This is a genomic window from Hydrogenophaga sp. T2 (assembly GCF_049843535.1).
Lineage (GTDB): Bacteria > Pseudomonadota > Gammaproteobacteria > Burkholderiales > Burkholderiaceae_C > Hydrogenophaga > Hydrogenophaga crocea.
Map to the genome: position 1 here is coordinate 262,825 of NZ_JBBHZJ010000005.1, position 21,441 is coordinate 284,265.

The following is a 21,441-nucleotide window of genomic DNA, read 5'->3' on the forward strand; positions in this document are numbered from 1 at the left end:
GGGTCTCCTGTGGGTTCAGTCGGCGAGGGCGGCCGCGGGGCGCGTGGCCACGGCAAAGGCGTCGCAGAAAAAGGCGTCGGGTGAAAGGCCGCGCAAGGCGGTGAAATCGTGGCGCGCGGCGGCCACCATGGGCGGTGCGCCACAGGCGTACACCACATGCGCCGCCAGGCTGGCGTGGTCGGCCAGCACCGCCTCGTGCACGAGACCGGTGCGCCCCTGCCAACTGTCGCCCGCGGTGGGTTCGGAGATCACCGGCTCGAACCGGATGCCGCGGGTTGCCGCCCAACCTCGCGCGAGATCCAGCAGGTACAGGTCGCGCGGCGTGCGCGCGCCCCAGTAGAGGCTGATGTCGCGCTGCAGGCCGCGGCGGAACGCGTCTTCCAGCATCGACTTGAGGGGGGCGAAGCCGGTGCCGCTGGCCAGCATCACCACCGGTCCTTCGTGCTGCTCGCGCCAGTGGAAGTCGCCGTGCGGGAGTTCCACCTCGACCGTGTCGCCCGCGGCGAGCCCGCCGGAGAGGCATTGCGAGAACGCGCCATCGGGCAGCACGCGGATGTGCAGTTCGGCACCGTCGTTCTGGTGCGGTGGGTTGGCCATCGAGTAGCTGCGGCGCTGGCCATCGGGCAGCAGTACCTGCAGGTACTGGCCGGCCTGAAAGCGCACCTTCTCGCCCGCCGGGAACCGCAGCTTCATGCGCACCACGTCGCTGGCCAGCCAGTCCAGCCGCATCACGCGGGCGGCCACGCGGCGGCGCGCCAGCGGATCGATGCGCGTGAGCGTGCGCGGCTCGATGACCAGGTCGCTCAAGGGCCGGGCCTGGCAGAACAGGGCCATCCCTTGTGCGCGCTCGGCATCGCTGAGCGCGTGGTCGCCAGCGCGGCCCGGGGCCACGCGGCCCGACAGCACACGGCCTTTGCAGCTGGCGCACACACCGGCGTTGCACGAATAGGGCAGCTCCCAGCCGGCCTGGCGCACCGCCTCCAGCACCGACTGGTCTTCTGCGCAGGCAATGGGTTCGTCGAGCCCGACCACCTGAATGCGGTAGGACATGCTCACAGCGGAATCGCCAGCAGGGTGTCGATGGCGTGGCTGTCGCACACCACGTCGCGCTGCGCGATGCGCAACTCGCCGTCGGCGTCGATGACGAGTCGGTCGATGTAGCGTCCGCTGGCGAACACGCTGGTTTCGCCGGTGCGCATGATGCGAATCACGAGGAACGGTGTTTCGCAATGGCGGCCCTGGAGCGTTTCGTCGAGCAGGGCCGGCATGCCGAGCAGGTGCCGGTAGCGCTGGCGTTCGTACACGTTGGCCCGGCGCAGCGAGAGGATTCGATCGCCGAGCATGGCGCGCGAGTCGGCGTAGATCAGCGCAGCCGACAGGCCCTGGCGGTGGTTGTCCTCGGTGGTGACTCGGTAGAGGCAGTCCTCGGTGAAGAAGCCGGGCCAGTCTTCCAGGTGGTCATTGTCGATGCAGCGCGCGTAGTGCGAGTTCAGTTGCATCACGGCTTGCGTGTCGATGGTGTTGTTCATGACCGCGTTCATGCCGAAGGACCTTCCATGTGGGCGCGGTAAGCCTTCCAGAAGCCACGCACCGAGGCTTCGGTGGTGCGGCTGGTCTGCGTGTGCACGCTCTCGCCACCCATTTCCACCACGGCGTTGTCGTCTTGCGCGGTGGCAATGCCTCGTTGCACGAAGCCGCCCACCGCGCCGTCTTCCATCGAGACGAAGCCCGCCGGCCCGATCAGGTTGCTCTGCTTGTGGCGCATGGTGCGCAGCTCGGGGGTGTCATCGGCGAAGCCGAGGTAGGTCCAGTTGAGGGCGGTGCTGTCCACACCTTCGGGCAGCACCTGGCGCACGGCGATGGTGTTCTGGATCTGCGCGAGCACGAAGCCCGGGAACACCGAGAGGATCTGCAGCGTCACGCCGTCGCCGAACTCGTCCACGCCCTTGAGCAGGCTGGTGTCGGCCAGACGGAAGTCGTCCTTCTCGGATCGCAGCTCTTCCTTGTCGTAGTCCTGGCCCTTGTCGCTGCCCGGGTCGATGGCGGAGAAGCTGATGTGGTTGCCGCCGCACTCGCTGACCACCACGCCGCCTTTCTGCGACAGCCGGTTGAGGCGGAAAGTCGTGAAGAACACGTGCAGCAGGCTGGCGTGGTAGGTGTCGCGCACGTTCTCCACGTAGAGCTTCCAGTTGTTGGGCAGGGTCTGCTTGAAGCGGCCCAGCACCTCCACCGGCTTGTGCAGCACCCGGGCGATGCCGCGCGCGATCTCGGGACCGAGGTAGTCCTCGAGGTCGGGCACGTCCTCGCTGGCGCTGCCGAACACCAGGCCGCAGTAGACGGCCGTGCGCAGCTTGCGCGGGCTGTGACTCTTCATGCAGAAGGACGGGTCCATGCCGCCCTGGCCGTTGACGCCGTTCTGGAAGGCGATGCCCTTGAGGTTGCCCTGGCAGTCGTAGCGCCACGCGTGGTAGACGCACTGGAAGTCCGTGGCGTGGCCACTGTCTTCCAGCACGATGAGTGCGCCGCGGTGCGAGCAACGGTTCTCGAAGGCGTAGATCTCGCCGTCGGTGTCGCGCGCCACGACCACCGGCATGCGCCCGAGGAAGGTGGTGCGGAAGTCACCGGGCTGGGGCAGCTCGGCTTCCAGGCAGAGGTAGTTCCAGGTCACGCCTTCGAAGATGCGTTGCTGCTCGGCGGTGGCCAGGTCTTGGTCCTGGTACACGCGGTAGGGGATGCGCGTGAGCGAGGGAGAGGGCCAGAACCGCAGCGGGGCTGGGTCTGGGGTGCTGGCGGGATGGGGGGCATTCATGGCGTGAGTGGTTCGGTTACCGAACCATTTGTCGTTCAGTGAACACAACTGTATTTTCCCGTTTTCACGAGGTCAACGAAATCCGGTAAAGTTTTCGCATATCGAACAAGAACAAACGGAAAGGCAGAACCGCATGGACAGTGAAGTGCGCGACGGCGTCGACAAGGAATACGTGATGGGCCTGGAGAAAGGTCTGTTGCTGATCGAGGCCTTCGGGGTGAGCAACGCGCCCATGACGCTGAGCCAGGCGGCAGAAATCACCGGCCACTCGAAGGCGTCCACACGCCGCCTTTTGCTGACCCTGGTGAAGCTGGGTTACGCGCGCTGCGATGGACGAATGTTCTCTCTAGAGCCGCGAACATTGCGGCTCGTGCACGCCTACGTGCACTCCACTCCGCTCACCAAGGTCGCCCAGCCTATTCTCGAGTTCACGAGTGAGCGGGCCCGCGAGTCAGCATCGCTGGCCGTGCTGGATTCGCAGTTCGTCGTTTTTGTAGCTCGTTCAACGCGACGGAGAAGTCTTTCATTTGGGCTAGGGATTGGCGCGCGCCTGCCAGCCTACTGCTCGGCCACAGGACGGGTACTAATGTCCTCTCTCAGTGATGTGGAGATCACCTACCGGCTTGGGCGTATGGCAAGACCAGCACTCACACCCCACACCAAGACCGAGCCGGAAGCGATCCTTGAAGACATACGCTGGATTCGAAAGTACGGCTTCTCTGTCAATGATCAAGAGTTAGAGTTGGGTTTGCGATCGATCGCGGTACCTATACGCAATGGGAGTGGTGAATTGGTCGCTGCAATCAGCCTATCGGTTACGACATCGCGCATGTCACTGGACGACATGGTGAACAAGTTGCTTCCTGAGCTTGAGGTCGCACGGCGTACATTCGAATCTCAACTGTCATGATCTTCTAGAGCAAGACTCGTTACTCAGTTCACCGCAAGACGCTCCACAACATATACCCCTTCTCGCTCCCGAGCAGAGGTGGCTAGTTCAATGAACTGAGGCTTTGCCGCTGATGTTGTCTCCAACCGGTCGCAAAATCGGAACGTCCGAAGATGACGGACCGGCACCCCACACTGAACCCCTTACCGTCAGCAGCGGTCTTTCCGCGCAGAGAGCACGATGCCTGCAGCAACGGCACTTATTCGACCTGAGGTCGCTCAGCTAACCGCGTCCGGAGTACGAGGCGGGCTCCGAATTTCCCAGGTGCGGGGATCGAAGAGGCGCGGCTCGCTGATTGCGCGACTGCTCGTAGCCGCGGATTGGCGCACCGCGGGCGCCACATGGCGCCGGGGGGTCACCGCAGCCGCACTGCTAGATCCTCGATGCGCCTCGTTGGTGCGAGTCCGATGAACCCCTCACCGGCATCAGCTCGCTAGTGCCGCTGGGCCACTACGCCTTCGCGGCGCGTGATGCGTACACGGCCAATAGTGACTATCCGCTAGGCTTCCGAAGGCCTTCCGGCACCGGATAGCGACGCGTGGACAGGCCTGCCTTCATGACCTGGCCGGGGACGTCGTGCTCCACGATCTGCGCGATGCGGCGCGAGCAGGCGATCAACGCTTCCAGATAGACGCCGGTGTCGAAGCCCATCGCTTCGAACATGTGCACCATGTCCTCGGTGCAAACGTTGCCACTGGCGCCCGGAGCGAACGGACACCCGCCGAGCCCGGCGATCGAGGAGTCGAAGCGAATGATCCCTGCCTGCAACGCCGCCAGGGCATTGGCGAGTCCCATTCCGCGCGTGTTGTGGAAATGCGCGGCGAGCTCGACCTCGGGCCAGCGCTCCACCACACGCGCGCAAAGCTCATACACTTGGCGCGGGTGGGCCATGCCAGTGGTATCACACAGCGTCAGTCGCCTGATGCCGAGGTGAACGATCTGCTCCACCAGGCCGAGCACGCGCTCTGGCGGCACCTCGCCATCGAAGGGACAACCGAAGGCGGTGGAAAGGGAGGCGCAAAGGGCGACCCTACTGTCCACGACAGCGGCGATTTCGCGGAACTGCTCCAGCGACTGCTCCGGTGTCATCCGCAGGTTGGCCAGACCGTGCGTCTCGCTGGACGACATCACCAGGTTGAATTCATCCAGCCGGGTCATCAGCGCGCGGCGGGCGCCGCGAACATTGGGCACCAGCGCCGTGAATTCGACACCGGGAACGCGCTCGATGCGCGCGAGCACCTCCTCGGCATCAGCCAGGGACGGGATCGCCTTTGGCGAGGTGAAGGAGGTCACCTCGAGCTTGGCCAGGCCGGTGCGACCAAGCGCATTGATCAGATCGACCTTGGTGTCGGTGGGCACGAAGATGGGTTCGTTCTGGAAGCCGTCACGAACCGAGACCTCCTGGATGTAGAGCCGCCGGGGGCTGGGCAGCAGCGCCGTCATCGAGCGCTCCCGGCCACGACCCCGCGACGCTTCAGCTCGCTGATCTGCTGCGCACTCAGGCCTATTTCCGCCAGTACTGCATCGGTGTCCTGTCCCAGTGCCGGCGCACTACATCGATGCTCACCCGGTGTGCGGGACAGTTTGGGAACGATGCCCGGAACGGAAAGCTGGGTTCCATCCTCCATCCGAACCGTGTCCAGCATGCCGCGTGCACGGTAGTGCGGATCCGCCGCAATGTCGGCGATCGTGTAGATCCGTCCCGCCGGCACGCCGGCGCGATCCAGCGCCGCGAGAACTGTAAGCGTCCGGCAATCCCATCTTGAGATAGACCCAGTGTCGAGGCATCGTGTGCACGATGAACATCACGCACACTATGGCGAACGACACGATCGCCCAGCGCCCCAAGCGGCACTACTACTCCCCGGAACTTAAAGGCCAGATCGTGGCCGAATGCCAGGTCTCCGGCGCGTCAGTGGCCGGCGTAGCGCTTGCACACGGAATCAACGCCAACATCGTTCATCGCTGGATGCGCGAGCAAGCAGACTCCCTGTTGCCAGCGCCCCGGAATGAGTTCGTTGCGCTGAATCTGCCTCCACCAGTTGAACAGCTCCCAGCAACCGAGACCAGCTCGCCGCCCGTGTCGCGTGCGATTCGCGTTGATGTTCGGCGCAGCGCCAGCGTAGTCACCGTGAACTGGCCCCTGGAAGATGCAGCGTCATGTGCAGCGTGGCTGCGCGACTGGCTCCGATGATCCGCATTGATGCGCTGTGGCTCTCCACCGAGCCGCTGGACATGCGAGCAGGCACCGAGACGGCGCTCGCCCGGGTAGTGGCTGTCTTTGGCGCAGCGCGCCCACACCACGCCTATCTGTTCGCCAATCGACGAGCCAACCGCATGAAGGTGCTGGTGCACGACGGCATCGGTGTCTGGCTGGCGGCCCGGCGCCTGAATAGCGGCAAGTTCGTCTGGCCGCGCGATGCCGCCACCACCGCCACACTCAGCCGAACGCAGTTCGATGCGCTCGTGCTGGGCCTGCCCTGGAAGAACGTCGGCGAGGCTGGAGTCATCACTGTACTTTGAGTGCTCCGGTCGTTGGCCAGGCAATCAGCGCTTGCACCGATGCGCGAATGTGATGTTAGCCGCATCATCTTCTCCCGTGATCACCGCAGACCACCTTGACACCCTGGAGCCGCAGCAGATGCGAGCGGCCCTGCTGTCGTTGATGGGTGAGCTGGCCGAGCGAGACGGCGTGATCGCACGCCAGGGCCAAGAGGCGGTCTTCAAGCAGGCGCAGATCGACAAGCTCACGCACGAGAACGCACTGCTCAAGCGCATGAAGTTCGCCGCACAGTCGGAGCGCTTCAGCGCCGAGCAGAAGAGCCTGCTCGATGAATCGCTGGATGAGGACCTGCAGGCGGTGGCCGATGAGATCGAGCAGGCCACGCCGCCAGTGGCAGGCCGCCAAGACAAGCAAGTCACCAAACGCGCACCCCTGCCGGCCAACCTGTCGCGGCGCGAGATCCGCCACGAGCCCGAGTCCACCACCTGCGCCTGCGGTTGCCAGATGAAGCGCATCGGCGAGGACGTGGCCGAGAAGCTGGACTACGCGCCCGGCGTGTTCACGGTGGAGCGCCACATCCGGGGCAAGTGGGCCTGTGCCCAGTGCGAGACGATTCACCAGGTGCCTGTCGATCCTCACATCATCGACAAAGGCATCCCTACCACTGGGCTACTGGCGCAAGTGCTGGTGGCCAAGTACGCCGACCACCTGCCGCTGTACCGCCAGGAAGCGATCTTCGGCCGCGCCGGCCTAGCCATCCCCCGCTCCACGCTGGCGCAATGGGTGGGCTCGTGTGGCGTGCAGTTGCAGCCACTGGTTGACGCCATGAGGACAGAGCTGCTGCAGCGCCGCGTGCTGCATGCCGACGAGACGCCGGTGTCCATGCTCAAGCCGGGCAACGGCAAGGCGCACCGGGCGTACCTATGGGCCTATGCCACGGGCGCCTTCGAGAACATCAAGGCGGTCGTCTACGACTTCTGCGAATCGCGCTCGGGCGAACACGCCCGGCGCTTCCTGGGCGACTGGAGAGGCAGCCTCACCTGTGACGACTTCAGCGGCTACAAGGCCTTGATCGCAAGTGGTGTGACCGAGGTCGGCTGCCTGGCGCACGCGCGGCGCAAGTTCTTCGATTTGCACGCGGCGAACCAAAGCCAGATCGCCGAGGTCGCGCTGCAGCAGTTCGCGCGGGTCTACGAGATCGAGCGTGAGGTCAAGGAGATTGCGACCGATCAGCGCCAAACCATCCGGCAACAACAAACGAAGCCGCTGCTTGATGCCTTGCACCAGTGGATGGTGCTGCAACGCCAGAAGGTGCCGGAAGGCTCGGCAAGCGCCAAAGCGCTGGACTACAGCTTGCGGCGCTGGGAGGCTTTGACCCGGTTCGTCGATGACGGACAGCTGCCCGTGGACAACAACTGGATCGAGAACCAGATTCGGCCGATTGCCATTGGCCGCAACAACTGGCTCTTTGCGGGCAGCCTACGAGCTGGTCAGAGGGCAGCAGCCGTCATGACGCTCATCCAGTCAGCACGACTCAATGGGCATGATCCCTATGCGTATCTCAAGGACGTTTTGGCTCGCTTGCCGACGCAACGGGTTAGCCTGGTTCACGAGTTGCTACCGCATCGTTGGTTCGCACCGAGCTGAATGTCGTTATTTGAGGCTCCGCTCAGCGAACGGTTGGCCAGCTTGCCCCAGTGGCGCTGCGCAGCGATTCAAGTGCACCGCAATCGCCAACGCATACCCCTCCCGCACAGGTACTGCGGATGGCACGCAGTTGCTTGCGCAGCGCCTGCAACTCGGCGATTCGCTGCTCTACCAAGCGCATTTGATCGTCAAGCAAGGCATTGACCTCGTCGCAGGACATGGCGGGGTCGTCCTGCAACTGCAGCAGAGCCCGGATATCGTCGTGCGACATGTCCAGCGAGCGGCACCGAACGATGAAGGCCAACCTGTCGACATGCTGTTGGCCATATTGCCGATAGTTGTTGGCGGCCCGCAGGGGCGCCTGCAGAAGGCCCTCTGCTTCATAAAAGCGCACCGCGGGAACGGAGCACCCTGCCAATGACGATAGTTCACCGATTTTCATATTTGCCTACCTACCGCTTGACTCTACAGCTACTTGAGGGTTTCTAATACGGGACATGAGTACATGTCAAAGCAGTAGCTGCTCGAGCAGTTGCAATTCGCAGACGGTCGACGAGGCCCCAAGCGCCATTGCTTCCGTGGAGAGCACATTTTCAGTTCCGGGAATGGACTGCCCCTCCGAGGAGAACCTCATTCGCATGGCGCTGGGTGGTCTGACCGGGGTTGGGCCGATGACCTTCGATCTGGCCCATCGGCAGCTCCGGGTGGTGCACTCGGGCGAGCCCGCCAGGATCGCCCAGAAGCTGACGCCCCTGAACTTGGGTGCGGTTCTGCTGACAAGCGAGAGGCGCACCGAAGGCGGGCAGTGGAAGACGCGTTTCTCCGTGCCGAAGATGGATTGCCCGTCGGAGGAGAATCTCATTCGGATGGCGCTGGCCGATGCGTCGGCTGTTGCGGCACTGGACTTCGATCTGAAGGACCGTGTACTCACCGTGCAGCATGGGGGAAGTACGCAAGAGCTGCTGGGCCGTCTCATCCCTCTCAACCTCGGCGCGCAAGTGTTGGACAGCGTGCAAAGCGACGAGTCTACGGCCCCAGACGCAGAGGGGAATGCCTCTGAGGCTCGGACCTTAAAGCTGCTGCTCGCTATCAACGGTGCGATGTTTGTCTTTGAGTTGATCGTTGGCCTGATCGCCCAGTCCACAGGTCTCATAGCGGACTCGCTTGACATGTTCGCCGATGCGGCGGTCTACGGACTGGCGCTCTATGCGGTGGGCCGCGCCGCCGCCTTGAAGATGAAGGCAGCGCACATCGCTGGTTGGTTGCAAGTCGTGCTTGCGCTTGGCGCGCTTTTGGAGGTCGTTCGGCGGGCAGTTGTGGGAAGTGAGCCGGCGTCCATGCTCATGATGAGTATCGGGCTGGTCGCATTGATCGCCAACGTCACCTGCCTGGTGCTGATCGCCAAGAAGCGGGATCGGGGCGCCCACATGACGGCAAGCTACATTTTTTCTGCGAATGATGTGATCGCAAACGCGGGGGTGATAGTCGCTGGTGTTTTGGTCGCTTGGACGGGCTCCTCGTACCCTGACCTCGTGATTGGCGCAGTCATTGCGCTGATAGTGCTCAGCGGTGCCCGGCGCATCCTGAACCTCCGATAGCCAATCTAGCGGCATCCCACACCGATGCCTAGCCAAGGTGGGATGGCCGGCCGCTTACATCTCAGGGCGGTGTGACCGAGCAGAAATAGCCGCGGGGCAAGCCCGCGCCGCGGTAGGCCAGCGGCTTCAGGATGAGGCTCTTCAGTTTCTGCTGCACCGCAGCATTCTAACAGTAGCGGAGTATGGGGCTACCCAGCACGCCCGTCCACTACACGCTGGCCGTGAGATTGGTGCGCCTGGCGAGATCCTCGGCCGACTCCTTGCGTTCGCTGTAGCGATCCACGAGGTACGGCGACACATCTCGTGTAAGCCACGTGAACTTGAGCAGTTCCTCCATCACGTCCACCACCCTGTCGTGATAGGGCGAAGGCCTCATTCGGTCATCGTCCCCGAACTCCTGCCAGGCCTTGGCAACGGACGATTGGTTCGGGATGGTGATCATCCGCATCCAGCGTCCGAGGACACGCATCTGGTTCACAGCATTGAACGACTGGGAACCTCCGCTGACCTGCATGACCGCCAGCGTCTTGCCCTGCGTCGGGCGGATGGCCCCCATGGCAAGCGGAATCCAGTCGATCTGGGCTTTCATGATGGCGGTCATCGCGCCGTGGCGCTCGGGCGAGCACCACACCATCCCCTCGGCCCACTGCACCGCCTCGCGAAGTTCCTGAACCTTGGGGTGGGACTCCGGTGCATCGTCGGGCAGCGGCAGCCCATGCGGATGAAAGACGCGCGTCTGCGCACCCAGTGCGATGAGGATGCGTTCGGCCTCCAGGGTGACCAGTCGGCTGAACGATCGCGGACGTGCCGACCCGTACATCAGAAGGATTCGCGGGGCGTGTGTCGAGCGTTCTGCCGGGAACAGCCGCTCGGGATCCAGCGGCCGGAAGCTGGCGCCGTGCAGTTGGGGCATGTCTTCGAGGGAAGGCGAGTGATCAGGGGACATGGCGTGACGATAGGTGGCTTCAGGTGTTCTGTTGAGTCTGGGCAACGAGGCGAGATTCCCGCGAACGGCCCACGGCGATGCTGCTGAACAAGGCAAACGTCAGGAGCCCACCCACGGCGGTGACCACCAGGGCGTGAACCCCCAAGGGCGCCAGCAGCCCCGCAAACGCCCAGGGCGCCAGGGCCTGAGCCATGCGCGCCGGCGCCATGAGCCAACCCTGACGTTCACCATAGCCCCTGGATCCGAAGACGGCCAGCGGCAGTGCGCCAGTGACGATGGTCATGAGGCCGTTGCCAGCTCCGTGCAAGATCGCGAAGGGGATGGCCGCCATCGGACCCAGCACCATCAGCGCCAGGGCGGCCAGCGGGTGCAAGGCAGCCGCCACGCAGGCCACCACAAGCACCGAACCATGACGCTGCAACAAGGATTCCATCAGTCGCGCCGCCACCTGTGCCGGGCCCAGCAGGGCGGCGGCCGTCACGGCCAGTGCGGCAATGGCGCCCGCTGTCTTGAGCATCGATGGCAGGTGCGCTGCCATGGCCGTACCGATGAACGCCGAGATCGCAAACCCCATGGCCACGGCGAGCGCCAGGCGTATGGGTACTTGTGAACCATGAGACGGTGCAATCGTGGTGTGCACAGCGCCCGTGACGGAACGCTCGGGCGCAACAGAATGCCTTCGCAGGCCGGCATTGAGGGGAAGTCCCAGCAGCAAGTGAAGTGCGGCCCAGGCCAGTACCGCCGTGCGCCAATCCCATTGGCTGGCGAGCCAGGTCGTGAGCGGCCAACCGACGGTGCTGGCAAAACCGGCGATCAGCGTCACCTGGGTGATCGCCGATCGCGCCTGCGCGCCGCGTGCGCGCACCAGGCTTGCAAAGGCCGCCTCGTACAAGCCCATGCCCATGGCGACACCGATGAGCGCCCAGGCAAGAAACAGCCCAATAGCCCCCTGCGCCGCGGCCAGGCTCGACAGGCCAAGGGCGAACACCCCGTTTGACCACATGAGCACCGATCGCCCGCCACGCCGGTCGATCGCCCTGCCCGCCACCGGGCCGATCAGCGCGGCAACGAGCAAGGCGCCTGAAAATGCAGCGAACACCGTCGGTACACCCATGCCGAGCGAGCGCGCCATCGGTTCCGCCAGCGTTGCGGGCAAGTAGTAGCTCGATGCCCAGGCCAGCGTCTGGCTGGCTCCCAGGCGCAGTGTTTCCCGGCGAAGACCCCCTGCCTCAGACACCTTGATCGGCGCCTTGCGTCACACGCACGGACTTGTCGGTGGCAGTGCCGCAACCGCAGCCCCGACCCGTGCTCACCTTGGCAAGCTCATCCCGCACACAGCAGGCCGTTGTGTCGACTTGAGGTGGCCCGCCGCAGCAGCCCGGCGATGCTGCGGCGCTTGCAGCGCCCGAGCTCTGGGGCCTCAGATCGGTGGAGCACACCCCTGTTTGAGGCAGTTCGAGTCGAACATCATCTGCGGCCGCGAGGTCGCCAGCCAATGCCGCTGCGACCGAGCGTGCCTGCTCGTACCCGGTGGCCAGCAGGAAGTTGGGTGCTCGTCCGTAGCTCTTGGCACCGATCGCGTAGTAACCCGGCTCATGCTGGTGTGCCAGTTCCCGATGACCGTGGGGACGCACCGTGCCGCAACTGTGTTCGTTGGGGTCAATGAGCGGCGCCAGCGCATCGGTGCTTTCCAGCCAGGGATCAAGCCGCACGCGCAACTCGCGGGTGAGCGAAAGGTCCGGCCGCGAACCCGTGGCGGCGATCAACTGGTCGATCGCCTCGATCGGCGCGCGCGCATCGTCCACGGCCTTCACCAGCAGGCCCTGTTCGCTGAGCGTGATGTCGGCGATGCCGAAGCCCAGGTGCAACTCGATGGCGCCTTGCTCCACTTCCTCGCGCAGGCGTTGCCCCAAGGTCCCTCTTGCACTCAAACCATCGAGCCGCGCCCCGCCGTAGAGTCGCCGAAGGTCCGTGCCACGCACCGCCCACACCGCCTGCGTGCCAGGCGCCTGCCGGGCCAGCGCCGTCAGTGCCAACAGGTTGCCGGCCGCCGAGTGACCGGCGCCGACCACTAGGGTGCGTTTGCCTGCGTAGCGGCGTCGTTCAGCGCCGAGGATGTCCGGCATGCCGTGGGCAATGCGAGCTTGTGCCGCGTGCTCGCCCCGAGCGGGCAAGCCATGCACACCCAACGGATTGGGCTGCCCCCAGGTGCCCGTCGCATCGACGATGGCCCGGGCTTGCCATTCGTGCTCGCCCGCGGGCGTGGCCACGCGCAAGAGGAACGGGGCCTCCTGCCGTCCCTGGCTCCTCACCTTGTCGTGCCCCCGCCGGGTGATGTCGAGCACGCGATGCGACAGGTGCAGCTGGCTGGCGATGGCGGGCAACTCGCTCAGCGGGCGAAGGTACTGCTCGATGAGTTCTCCCGCCGTGGGGAGTTGTTCATCCGAGGGCACTTCGATGCCCGCCTGAGCAAGCAACTCGCGCGCGCTCGCATCGACGTTGAACCGCCAGGGCGAGAACAAACGGACGTGCGCGACGCTTGCCAAGTGATCGGCGATGCGATCAGCGCCCTCGAACAGCACGAACGGCAGACCCCGTTTGTGTAGGTGGGCTGCCGCCGCCAGACCGACGGGACCCGCACCGATCACGGCTACGGGCAATGGCGAAACGGCTGTCGTGACTTGGGCATTCGTCATGGTGATTCCTTTCGTGTTGACTATTTCGTCGTTCGTAGATGTACGAAAATGAGAGCAAAAAAGAGAGACGCCCTCTTCAGAGCGCCATAACCAGTCGTTTGAGGATCGCCAGGCGATCCGGATTGACGCAATAACAGGTGCGCTGCTCTTCGGCCGAACCCAGCAAGAGCCCGGACTCCTTCAACACCTTGACATGCTGGGACGTGGTGGAAGGGGCGAGCCCCACGACGTCGGCGAGGCTGCCAAAGTAGCAAGTGCCCTGCTGCGCCAGGTACTGCATCAGCTTCACACGCGCCGGATGCGCCAGCGCCTTGCACAGCACGGCCAACTCCTCGGCTTCGAGTTCGTCGGGCGGGCTCGCCTCGACGCAGGGGCCACAGGAGATATCAGGGAGTCTAGACATCGAAAAGGCGGACAGGTAGAAAATTCGTTGTTCGTAGTTTAACGAATAAATATCGGCTGTCAACCGGCATGGGTTGCACCAAGGGTGGAGGGACCTTCAGGTGACCCGCTTGCCGCTTGCGTCCAGCACCGGCTCGCCATCTTCCTTGCGGAAAGCCTGCGCTGGGGGCGGCGGCAGCAGGTCGAGCACATATTCGGAAGGCCGGCACAAGCGTGTGCCCAGCGGCGAGACCACGACGGGTCGGTTCATCAGGATCGGGTGCTGGCCGACGAAATCCAGCAGTTGGTCATCGCTCCAGTGGGCCTCGCCCAGGCGCAGCTCGTCATACGGAGTGCCGCGCTGGCGCAGGATCTCGCGCACCGACATGCCCATGCTTTGCAACAGGGCCACGAGCTCTTCGCGCGAGGGCGGTGTTTTCAGGTACTCGATGACCTCGGGCTCGATGCCGCAGTGCCGCATGAGCGCGAGCACATTGCGCGACGTGCCACAGCCCGGGTTGTGATAAATGCGGTAGTCACTCATGACACGCCCTTCGCAGCTTCACCCCCTAGGCCCGGCCGCCAACGGTTCACCAGCGCCACCAGCGACAACATCACCGGCACCTCCACCAGCACCCCCACCACGGTCGCCAGGGCCGCGCCCGAGTGCAGCCCGAACAGCGAGATGGCCACCGCCACAGCGAGCTCGAAGAAGTTGGAGGTGCCGATCAGGCAGGCCGGGCCGGCCACCTCGTGCGGCAGCCTGAGCCAGCGCGCGCCCCACCAGCCGAGAAAGAAGATGCCGTAGGTCTGGATCAGCAGCGGCACCGCGATCAGGGCGATGACGCCAGGTTGCGCGAGGATGGTGTCGGCCTGGAATCCGAACAGCAGCACCACCGTGCCCAGCAAGCCGGCGATGGACCAGGGCTTGAGGCGTGCCGTGAGGCGCGGCAAGGCTTCGGGCCCTTGGGCGAGGAGTCGCGCCCGCGTGAAGACGCCGGCCACCAGCGGCAGCACCACATAGAGCACGGTCGACAGCAGCAGCGTGGACCAGGGCACGGTCACGTCCGTCACACCAAGCAGGAAGGCGGCGATGGGCGCGAAGGCCACCACCATCACAAGATCGTTCACCGACACCTGCACCAGGGTGTAGTTCGGGTCGCCACGCACCAGCTGGCTCCACACGAACACCATGGCCGTGCACGGCGCCACGCCGAGCAGGATCATGCCGGCGATGTACTCGCTGGCCGATTGCGGGTCGACCCAGGGCGCGAACAGGTACTTGAAGAACAGCACACCGAGCGCCGCCATCGTGAAGGGCTTGATGAGCCAGTTGATGACCAGCGTGAGCACGAGGCCCTGCGGGCGACGACCGACGTCGCGCACAGCGCTCCAGTCGATCTGCACCATCATCGGATAGATCATCACCCAGATGAGCACGGCAACCACGAGGTTCACATGCGCGTACTCCACCGACGCCAGCACCGCAAACCAGCCTGGCGTCGCCGTACCGAGCGCCACCCCGGCGACGATGGCCAGCGCCACCCAGAGGCTCAGCCAGCGCTCGAACAAGCCCATCATGCAGCCGCTCCGGCGGGTTTTCCGCTGAGGCCGATGCGGCCGAGCTCCCTTTGCAGCGCCAGACGATCGAGCTTGTCCAGTGGCAACGCCAGGAAGATCGCGATGCGCCGGCTCAACACCAGCAATGCGTCGTTGAAGGCTTGGCGGCGCTTGTCCTCGGGGCCGGTGGCGGCGGCCGGGTCTTCCACGCCCCAATGGGCCGAGATCGGCTGCCCGGGCCAGACCGGGCAGACCTCGCCCGCGGCCTTGTCGCACACGGTCAGCACGAAGTCCATCTCGGGCGCGTCGGGTTGCGCGAACTCGTCCCAGCTCTTGCTGCGCAACGTGGACGTGTCGTACCGGTTGCGCTCCAGGAGCTCCAGCGCCATGGGGTGCGGCCTGCCCGCAGGCTGGCTGCCCGCACTGAATGCGCGAAAGCGCCCCCCACCGAGCTGGTTGAGCACCGCCTCGGCCATGAGGCTGCGCGCCGAGTTGCCGGTGCAGATGAACAGGACGTTGTAGGGCCGGTTTTCCATGGTGCTCCTTTCAGCACGTGGTGCAGGTGGCGTTGATGCCGGCGCTGACCTCACACGGCTGCCCTTCGCAGCAATGCTCGGTGAGGTAGCCCAGCAGGGCGTTCATGTGGGCGAAGCCGGCGCGGTAGATCAGGTGGCGGCCGTCGCGCTCCTGCGTGATCAGGCCGGCGCGGTGCAGCTCCTTGAGGTGGAACGACAACGTGGTCGCCGTCGCCTCAAGCTTCTCGGCGAGTGCCGTCGGTGTGAGCCCTTCGGGCCCGGCCTGCACCAGCGCGCGGAAGGTGCGCAATCGCGTGACCTGGGCCAGCGCAGCAAGTGCTTGAACGGCATCGTTCTCGTCCATCGGGGTCTCCTCAGTTGCCCGCACGGGACGCGGCGGGCGAAGCGACGCTGGCGGTGCCGGCGTGCAGCGGCAGGCGCAACGTGATGAGCCAGCACGCGGTCAGCATCAACGCCGAGCCAGCCAGCGTCCATGCGAGGCCGCCCCACTGGTACAGCAGGCCCGACATCAGCGTGCCGAAGAAGCGGCCCAGGGCATTGGCCGCGTAGTAGAAGCCCACGTCCTCGGCCGCCTTCTCGCTGCCCGCATAGGCCAGCACCAGATAGGAATGCACCGAGGAATTGACCGCGAAGGCAAAGCCGAACACGGCGAGCCCGCCGACCACCACCCATCGCAGGTGCGGCGCGCCCGCGAACACCGCGACCGCCAACGCCGCCGGCACCAGCGCCAGCGCAGCCGACCACGCACGCGCCGCGGGCACCTCGCGGCTCAGGCCATCGGCGCTGCGACGCACGATCTGCGGCGCCAGCGCCTGCACCGCGCCGTATCCGATGGTCCAGGCCGCGAGGAAGCCGCCCACCATGGTGAAGGTCCAGCCCTGGGCGTACAGGAACACCGGCACGCCGACCACGAACCACACGTCCCGCGCGCCGAACAAGGCCACGCGTGCGGCGGCCAGCGCGTTGATGCCGGGGTTCTTGGCGAACAGCTCCTTCGCGGACTTCGATGCCTTGCTCTTGCCCATCATCGTGGGCAGCGAAGCGATCACGCCGATCAGCACCAGCGCCAACGCCGCGGCCATGAGCCACAGCGCGTGGCGAAATCCCAGCGTTTCGAGCAGCAGGCCGCCGAGGAAGAAGCCCACGCCCTTCATGGCGTTCTTGCTGCCGGTGAACCAGGCCACCCACTTGAAAAGCTGGCTGTTGCTGCCCCCGCCTTCTTTCGCCTGCGCGCTCGTGACCTTGATGGCCGACTTGCTGGCGGTCTTGGTCAGGTCCTTGGCGACGCCGCACACGCCCTGCGCGAGCACCACCCAGGCCACCGACGCGGCCGCCGTCCATGCGGGGTTCAGGAACGACAGCAGCGTGAAGCCGACGATCTGCGTGGACAGGCCCACGGTGAGCATGCGCGTGATGCCGTAGCGCGTGGCCAGCCAGCCACCGATGAGGTTGGCCAGCACGCCCGCCGCTTCGTACAGCAGGAACAGGAAGGCCAGCGTGAACGGCGAATAGCCGAGCCGATAGAAGTGCAGCAGCACCAGCATGCGCAGCGCGCCGTCGGTGAGCGTGAAGCCCCAGTAGGCGGCGGTGACGATGGCGTAGTGGCGGACGGCGGCGTGCATGTCGGGCAGCGCGTCAGAGGCCGATGGCGTCGAGGTGACAGGCCAGGTCCACCATGCGGCAGGCGTAACCCATCTCGTTGTCGTACCAGGCGTACACCTTCAGCAACGTGCCGTCGGTGACCATGGTGGACGGCGCATCGACGATGCTCGAGCGCGTGTCGCGCGCGTAATCGGCGCTCACCAGCGGACGCGTCTCGTAACCCAGGATGCCCTGCAGCGGGCCGCTGCTGGCCGCGGCCTCGAACAGCGCGTTCACCTCGTCGGCCGTGGTGGCGCGCTGCAGTTCGAACACGCAGTCGGTGAGCGAGGCGTTGAGCACCGGCGCGCGCACCGCGTGGCCGTTGAGCTTGCCCTTGAGCTCGGGGTAGATGAGCGCGATGGCGGTGGCGCTGCCGGTGGTGGTGGGCGCCAGGCTGGCCATGGCGCTGCGCGCGCGGCGCAGGTCCTTGTGCGGCGCGTCGACCACCACGTTGGTGTTGGTCGGGTCGTGGATGGTGGTGATCTGGCCGTGGCGGATGCCGATCGCTTCGTGCACCACCTTCACCACCGGGGCCAGGCAGTTGGTGGTGCAGCTCGCGGCGGTGACGATGCGGTGTCTCGCGGGGTCGTACAGATCGTGGTTCACGCCGACCACGATGTTGAGCACCGAAGCCGGATCATGGGCCACCTTCACCGGCGCGGCCACGATCACGCGCTTCGCACCGCGGTCCAGGTGGCCCTGGATCGTCTCGGGCGTGAGGAACTTGCCGGTGCATTCGAGCACCAGGTCCACGCCGAGATCGCCCCAGGGGATGTCGGCCGCGGTGGCGTGGCTGGTGAAGCGCAGTCGATGGTCGTCGATGCGGACCGTGTCATCGCCCTCGGCCGCGATGTCGGCGCGCCAGCGGCCTTGCACCGTGTCAAAGGCCAGCAGGTGGGCGGTGGCCGCGGCGCCGCCCTTGGTCTCGTTAAGGTGCACCACCTCCAGGCGGTTGCCGGCGCGCGGATCGTCCGCTGGCCGTTCGGCCGCGCCCATGGCCGCGCGCAGCGCCAGCCGCCCGATGCGGCCCATGCCGTTGATGCCCACTCTCATTAGCTCTGACTCCGCAATCTGGCAATTAATTCAATATTCGTAGAATTATAGTTTCTTTCATGACGGCCTCATGACAAGAAGTCCACAGCGCTTACTCACTGATCCATGGCGGATCACCGTGCGAGAACTGCCGCGGCGCATTCCTGACGTGGCCGCCGACGAGTTGGTCTGCGCCGGCGTGATGCTCGCCGGGGCCTTGACGCTGTGGGTGGGCTGGGCTTGGCTGAACCGGGGGGGGGGAGCCTGCTGATCGCGTGCGTGATTCCCCAAGGCATAGGGAGCCCTTTTCGGCAATCACTGCATTTGCTGTTCTAGGACGTACCGCAAACGCACGAACGGATCGTCGCCAGTGACCCTGGCCGAAAAACGTTGCCACCTTTGCGCCCGCGAAGCGTCTCACCCCAAGCGGCGCCCTTCGGGTTCAAAGGATTCTGGGGCGCCATGCGCGGCCTCTACGAAACTTCGCGGAAGAATCCCATGACACCAACTCGACGCTTTGCCATTGCGTTGGTTTTCACGACAGTGCTGCTGGCAAGTACCGTCTCTGCGCAGTCGTTTGATTCACGCCCCTCCCCTGAACGCCCCCGCGACATAGTGGCCCTGGGGCGCTACCTTGTGCAGACGACCGGCTGCAACGACTGCCACACGGCAGGCTACAACGCGGCGGAAGGCAAGCTGGCCGAAGCACAGTGGCTGACAGGCGACCGGTTGGGCTGGAAGGGCCCCTGGGGCACCACCTACGCAACCAACCTTCGCCTCTACTTTGCCGGCATGACAGAAGAGCGCTGGATCACCCATGCACGGGTCATGAAGCCCAGACCGCCCATGCCGTGGTTCAACCTGCGCGCCATGTCCGACAGCGATCTGCGCGCCATCTACCGATACATCAAGGCCGCAGGACCGGCCGGTGAGCCAGCCCCCGCCTATGTGCCGCCGGGCAGAACGCCAGCAGGACCGCTGGTGCAGTTTCCTTGAGCCCGCACATGACCATCTCCTGGAACCCGAAACCCGTCGACAGCGCGAGCAGCGGCATTGAAGTTTTGCCGGATGGCCGGTTGCGATGCTGGATCGAGCACGAGACCCTGCACGGTGTCACACCGACCATGCTTGCCTGGTGGTTTCGCCACCTTGAAGGACACATGGAGTTCGAGGAGCAGCACGTGTCACGCTACCACGTGTGGCATCCGCGTGACCACATCGCCGTCTCCTACACGCGCCGCCTCGCTGACGGCAGCGTCGGGGTCGGCGCGCAGCTACACATCGTCGAGATGTTTGGCGGCAATCCCCGCTACAAGGGCAACGCACGCAGCGACATCGTGCGGCTCGATGAACGGGGCTTCGGACACCGGCCGCGGTGGTTCGGGCTGCAGGTGGCGGCCATGGACTATTGCTTCGCGCCAGTCCCCGAAGGCACGCGCTACGCCAACAGTCTCACGATCGGCTTCCCCTCGAAGCTGGCCAAGCCACTCAATGTCCTGTTGCGCCGATTCGTTTTCAACACTGCGCGCGCCAACGCATGGATACGCCATAACATTGAAGAAGTGGGACAGTTCGAGCGGTTTCTGCCGGCGCTCTTCACCAGCGAGACCAACGAGTCTCAGCCAGACTGAGGCGATAGCCCTGCAAGCATCGCGTTGATCTCGTCAACCGTGCTGCGCGCACTTCGCATGACACCGACCAGCGTGGCTGACGCCATGCCGGTCCATTCACCGTAGCCCACCAGCCACAGCCGTGGCTCAAGCAGGCTACGAGTGCCGTTCACAGCGACCTTGCCCTGAGCATCAATCAGGCCCAGCGACCGCAGGTGATCCAGCGCAGGCCGAAAACCAGTGCACCAGATAACCGCATCAAAGTCCGACTCCGATCCGTCACGCCAGCGCACGCCTCGCTCAGTGAAGCAATCGAATGGCTCACGCGCGCTGAGCACCCCTCGCGAACGGGCCTCCACAACGGAAGCCACCATCACGATATCGCCAAAACCCCCCGGGAGGTCGTCCACTGGACGCCCGGCCTGTTGGGCCCTCCAGCGTTCAGTGGCGCGCTGAAACAGCACACCGCCATCCACGTTGTCGGGCAAAAATACAGGAGGTCTCTCGGTAACCCATGTCGTCTGAGCATGCTGCGAAACCTCAGCCAGAATCTGTGCGCCTGAATTGCCGCCGCCGACGATCAAAACGCGCAGGTCAGCGAAAGCATCAGGTTCCAAATATTGTGCGGAATGGATCTGGGCGCCCCGAAACCCGTCAATCCCCTTGTAGTCTGGAACGTGCGGGTGTCGCCAGTTGCCGGTAGCGCTGATCAGGGCCGCAGCCTGCCAGTCGCCCTGGTCAGCGTGCACAAGCCATCCGCTGTCTGTGCGTTCGACAGATTGGACAGTGACCGGTCGCCGCACAGGCAGCTCGTACCGCTCTTCGTAACGACGCAGATAGTCGAGTACTTCGTCTCGCGTCGGGTAGCGATCGCTGCCCGCCGGCATCGGCCAACCAGCCAGGGAGCTCCACGTGGCCGGCGAGAACAGGCGAAGGGATCGCCAGGTATGACGCCAGGCACCGCCGGCCCCCTCTTCAGCATCGAGGATCACGAAGCTGCGGCCACTGCGGCGAAGAAAATAACCGGCCGACAAGGCGGCCTGACCCCCACCGATGACGATCACATCGAATTGCTGCATGGACCCCATCATCGCAGCCCGGCACAGTGACGTTTCAGAACGGATGCCGGGGCTTACCCGGACGGTACCGACCCTCATGCAGGCGGCAACGCCATGCCACCAGCTGGTCCAGCAGTTCATTGAAGCGGCGGGCGATTCGCGCCGAGAAGTTGTGTCCCTGTGTACGGATCACAGTGGTACAGCAGGGCATGCTGCTGTGCGCGACGGGTCGGGATGGGCTCATGGTGTTTGCTCGCAGAAGTATGGAGAAGTGGTGCAGCAGCGCAGGGCACGCCGCTGCCGGGAGTTGGAGGATCGCCAGCAACCCGCTAATGCGAGTCGCTGCGCGCACATCAGAAGGGGAAACTGCTTCGGCCTTGGCGATCCGAGACCATTCGTTCAACACCAAGATCTCGCAACATGGCGCTGCTGAGCCTCATGTCGTTCAACGCGGCTGAGTCGAGGTAGGCAAGAT

23 protein-coding genes and 1 pseudogene are annotated in these 21,441 nt (G+C 64.9%); 7 read left to right on the forward strand and 17 right to left on the reverse strand.

Translation table 11 applies throughout. The annotated features are described in order from the left end of the window. Nucleotides 1-15 precede the first annotated feature (15 nt). Genes WDZ95_RS13990 through WDZ95_RS14000 form a run of 3 tightly spaced genes read right to left on the reverse strand, consistent with a single transcriptional unit; the run spans nt 16 to nt 2,809 of the window. Nucleotides 16-1,050 carry a 2Fe-2S iron-sulfur cluster-binding protein gene (locus WDZ95_RS13990; RefSeq protein ID WP_166228545.1) on the reverse strand — a complete coding sequence of 345 codons (1,035 nt, stop codon included), beginning with the start codon at nt 1,048-1,050 and terminating at the stop codon, nt 16-18. Nucleotides 1,051-1,052: 2 nt separating this feature from the next. Next, a complete protein-coding gene (locus WDZ95_RS13995) occupies nt 1,053-1,529 on the reverse strand; it encodes an aromatic-ring-hydroxylating dioxygenase subunit beta (protein WP_166228547.1) in 477 nt (158 codons plus the stop codon). An 8-nt stretch (nt 1,530-1,537) separates the two neighbouring features. Next, complete coding sequence (locus WDZ95_RS14000) at nt 1,538-2,809, reverse strand: aromatic ring-hydroxylating dioxygenase subunit alpha (RefSeq protein ID WP_166228549.1); 1,272 nt, start codon at nt 2,807-2,809, stop codon at nt 1,538-1,540. 133 nt (nt 2,810-2,942) lie between these two features. On the opposite strand from WDZ95_RS14000, the gene WDZ95_RS14005 reads away from it, so the two are divergent. Next, nucleotides 2,943-3,719, forward strand: a complete 777-nt coding sequence (locus WDZ95_RS14005) for an IclR family transcriptional regulator domain-containing protein (protein ID WP_240936406.1) — start codon at nt 2,943-2,945, stop codon at nt 3,717-3,719. A 531-nt stretch (nt 3,720-4,250) separates the two neighbouring features. On the opposite strand, the gene WDZ95_RS14010 is transcribed toward WDZ95_RS14005, so the two are convergent. Both WDZ95_RS14010 and WDZ95_RS14015 read right to left on the reverse strand, forming a co-directional pair. After that, nucleotides 4,251-5,201 carry a hydroxymethylglutaryl-CoA lyase gene (locus WDZ95_RS14010; protein WP_166228551.1) on the reverse strand — a complete coding sequence of 317 codons (951 nt, stop codon included), beginning with the start codon at nt 5,199-5,201 and terminating at the stop codon, nt 4,251-4,253. Next, a pseudogene (locus WDZ95_RS14015) lies at nt 5,198-5,497 on the reverse strand (CoA transferase); the annotation flags it as partial. The gene WDZ95_RS14010 and the pseudogene WDZ95_RS14015, both read right to left, overlap by 4 nt. A gap of 59 nt (nt 5,498-5,556) precedes the next feature. Between WDZ95_RS14015 and tnpA the strand changes: the two are divergent. The 3 genes from tnpA (at nt 5,557) to tnpC (ending at nt 7,908) form a co-directional block, all read left to right on the forward strand. After that, entirely contained in the window at nt 5,557-5,952 is a 396-nt protein-coding gene (gene tnpA / locus WDZ95_RS14020; RefSeq protein WP_006217728.1) for an IS66-like element accessory protein TnpA, read from the forward strand. Further along, the gene (tnpB, locus tag WDZ95_RS14025) at nt 5,949-6,281 is read left to right on the forward strand and encodes an IS66 family insertion sequence element accessory protein TnpB (protein ID WP_003121550.1); all 333 of its coding nucleotides are present in this window, start codon (nt 5,949-5,951) and stop codon (nt 6,279-6,281) included. The genes tnpA and tnpB overlap by 4 nt, the downstream gene beginning before the upstream one ends. Nucleotides 6,282-6,357: 76 nt before the next feature. Beyond that, nucleotides 6,358-7,908, forward strand: a complete 1,551-nt coding sequence (gene tnpC / locus WDZ95_RS14030) for an IS66 family transposase (RefSeq protein ID WP_166228553.1) — start codon at nt 6,358-6,360, stop codon at nt 7,906-7,908. A gap of 22 nt (nt 7,909-7,930) precedes the next feature. Here tnpC and cadR read toward each other — a convergent pair whose 3' ends face one another. Continuing rightward, nucleotides 7,931-8,350 carry a Cd(II)/Pb(II)-responsive transcriptional regulator gene (cadR, locus tag WDZ95_RS14035; RefSeq protein ID WP_010791743.1) on the reverse strand — a complete coding sequence of 140 codons (420 nt, stop codon included), beginning with the start codon at nt 8,348-8,350 and terminating at the stop codon, nt 7,931-7,933. 55 nt (nt 8,351-8,405) lie between these two features. Here cadR and WDZ95_RS14040 point away from each other — a divergent pair, with 55 nt between their 5' ends. After that, on the forward strand, nt 8,406-9,506 hold the full coding sequence (locus WDZ95_RS14040) for a cation transporter (protein ID WP_077446928.1): 1,101 nt from the start codon (nt 8,406-8,408) through the stop codon (nt 9,504-9,506). A gap of 208 nt (nt 9,507-9,714) precedes the next feature. Here the strand turns inward: WDZ95_RS14040 and arsH are convergent, their stop codons facing one another. The 10 genes from arsH to WDZ95_RS14090 all read right to left on the reverse strand — a co-directional run bounded on the left by arsH (nt 9,715) and on the right by WDZ95_RS14090 (nt 18,319). Continuing rightward, nucleotides 9,715-10,452, reverse strand: coding sequence for an arsenical resistance protein ArsH (arsH, locus tag WDZ95_RS14045; RefSeq protein WP_166228555.1), 738 nt, complete (start codon nt 10,450-10,452; stop codon nt 9,715-9,717). A 19-nt stretch (nt 10,453-10,471) separates the two neighbouring features. Continuing rightward, complete coding sequence (locus WDZ95_RS14050) at nt 10,472-11,689, reverse strand: MFS transporter (protein ID WP_425779324.1); 1,218 nt, start codon at nt 11,687-11,689, stop codon at nt 10,472-10,474. Next, complete coding sequence (locus WDZ95_RS14055) at nt 11,682-13,148, reverse strand: NAD(P)-binding domain-containing protein (protein ID WP_166228557.1); 1,467 nt, start codon at nt 13,146-13,148, stop codon at nt 11,682-11,684. The genes WDZ95_RS14050 and WDZ95_RS14055 overlap by 8 nt, the downstream gene beginning before the upstream one ends. A 76-nt stretch (nt 13,149-13,224) precedes the next feature. Then, complete coding sequence (locus WDZ95_RS14060; protein ID WP_240936408.1) at nt 13,225-13,614, reverse strand: ArsR/SmtB family transcription factor; 390 nt, start codon at nt 13,612-13,614, stop codon at nt 13,225-13,227. A 33-nt stretch (nt 13,615-13,647) separates the two neighbouring features. Then, nucleotides 13,648-14,073 (reverse strand): arsenate reductase (glutaredoxin), encoded by a 426-nt coding sequence (arsC, locus tag WDZ95_RS14065; protein WP_166228559.1) that lies wholly within the window; start codon nt 14,071-14,073, stop codon nt 13,648-13,650. Next, complete coding sequence (gene arsB, locus WDZ95_RS14070; protein WP_166231377.1) at nt 14,070-15,107, reverse strand: ACR3 family arsenite efflux transporter; 1,038 nt, start codon at nt 15,105-15,107, stop codon at nt 14,070-14,072. Before arsB ends, arsC begins: the two co-directional genes overlap by 4 nt. Further along, nucleotides 15,107-15,625 (reverse strand): arsenate reductase ArsC, encoded by a 519-nt coding sequence (locus tag WDZ95_RS14075; protein ID WP_166228561.1) that lies wholly within the window; start codon nt 15,623-15,625, stop codon nt 15,107-15,109. The genes arsB and WDZ95_RS14075 overlap by 1 nt, the downstream gene beginning before the upstream one ends. A 10-nt stretch (nt 15,626-15,635) precedes the next feature. Further along, nucleotides 15,636-15,968 carry an ArsR/SmtB family transcription factor gene (locus WDZ95_RS14080; RefSeq protein ID WP_166228563.1) on the reverse strand — a complete coding sequence of 111 codons (333 nt, stop codon included), beginning with the start codon at nt 15,966-15,968 and terminating at the stop codon, nt 15,636-15,638. A gap of 10 nt (nt 15,969-15,978) precedes the next feature. Beyond that, on the reverse strand, nt 15,979-17,247 hold the full coding sequence (gene arsJ / locus WDZ95_RS14085; protein ID WP_166228565.1) for an organoarsenical effux MFS transporter ArsJ: 1,269 nt from the start codon (nt 17,245-17,247) through the stop codon (nt 15,979-15,981). A gap of 13 nt (nt 17,248-17,260) precedes the next feature. After that, nucleotides 17,261-18,319, reverse strand: a complete 1,059-nt coding sequence (locus tag WDZ95_RS14090) for an ArsJ-associated glyceraldehyde-3-phosphate dehydrogenase (protein ID WP_166228567.1) — start codon at nt 18,317-18,319, stop codon at nt 17,261-17,263. Between the two features lie 441 nt (nt 18,320-18,760). On the opposite strand from WDZ95_RS14090, the gene WDZ95_RS14095 reads away from it, so the two are divergent. Both WDZ95_RS14095 and WDZ95_RS14100 read left to right on the forward strand, forming a co-directional pair. Continuing rightward, nucleotides 18,761-19,294: a c-type cytochrome gene (locus tag WDZ95_RS14095; RefSeq protein WP_240936409.1), complete on the forward strand. Its 534-nt coding sequence runs from the start codon at nt 18,761-18,763 to the stop codon at nt 19,292-19,294. A gap of 8 nt (nt 19,295-19,302) precedes the next feature. Beyond that, a complete protein-coding gene (locus WDZ95_RS14100; protein WP_166228569.1) occupies nt 19,303-19,929 on the forward strand; it encodes a DAPG hydrolase family protein in 627 nt (208 codons plus the stop codon). Here the strand turns inward: WDZ95_RS14100 and WDZ95_RS14105 are convergent. Next, complete coding sequence (locus WDZ95_RS14105) at nt 19,917-20,987, reverse strand: ArsO family NAD(P)H-dependent flavin-containing monooxygenase (RefSeq protein ID WP_205710661.1); 1,071 nt, start codon at nt 20,985-20,987, stop codon at nt 19,917-19,919. The two genes, WDZ95_RS14100 and WDZ95_RS14105, sit on opposite strands and share 13 nt — an antisense overlap. Between the last annotated feature and the right edge of the window lie 454 nt (nt 20,988-21,441).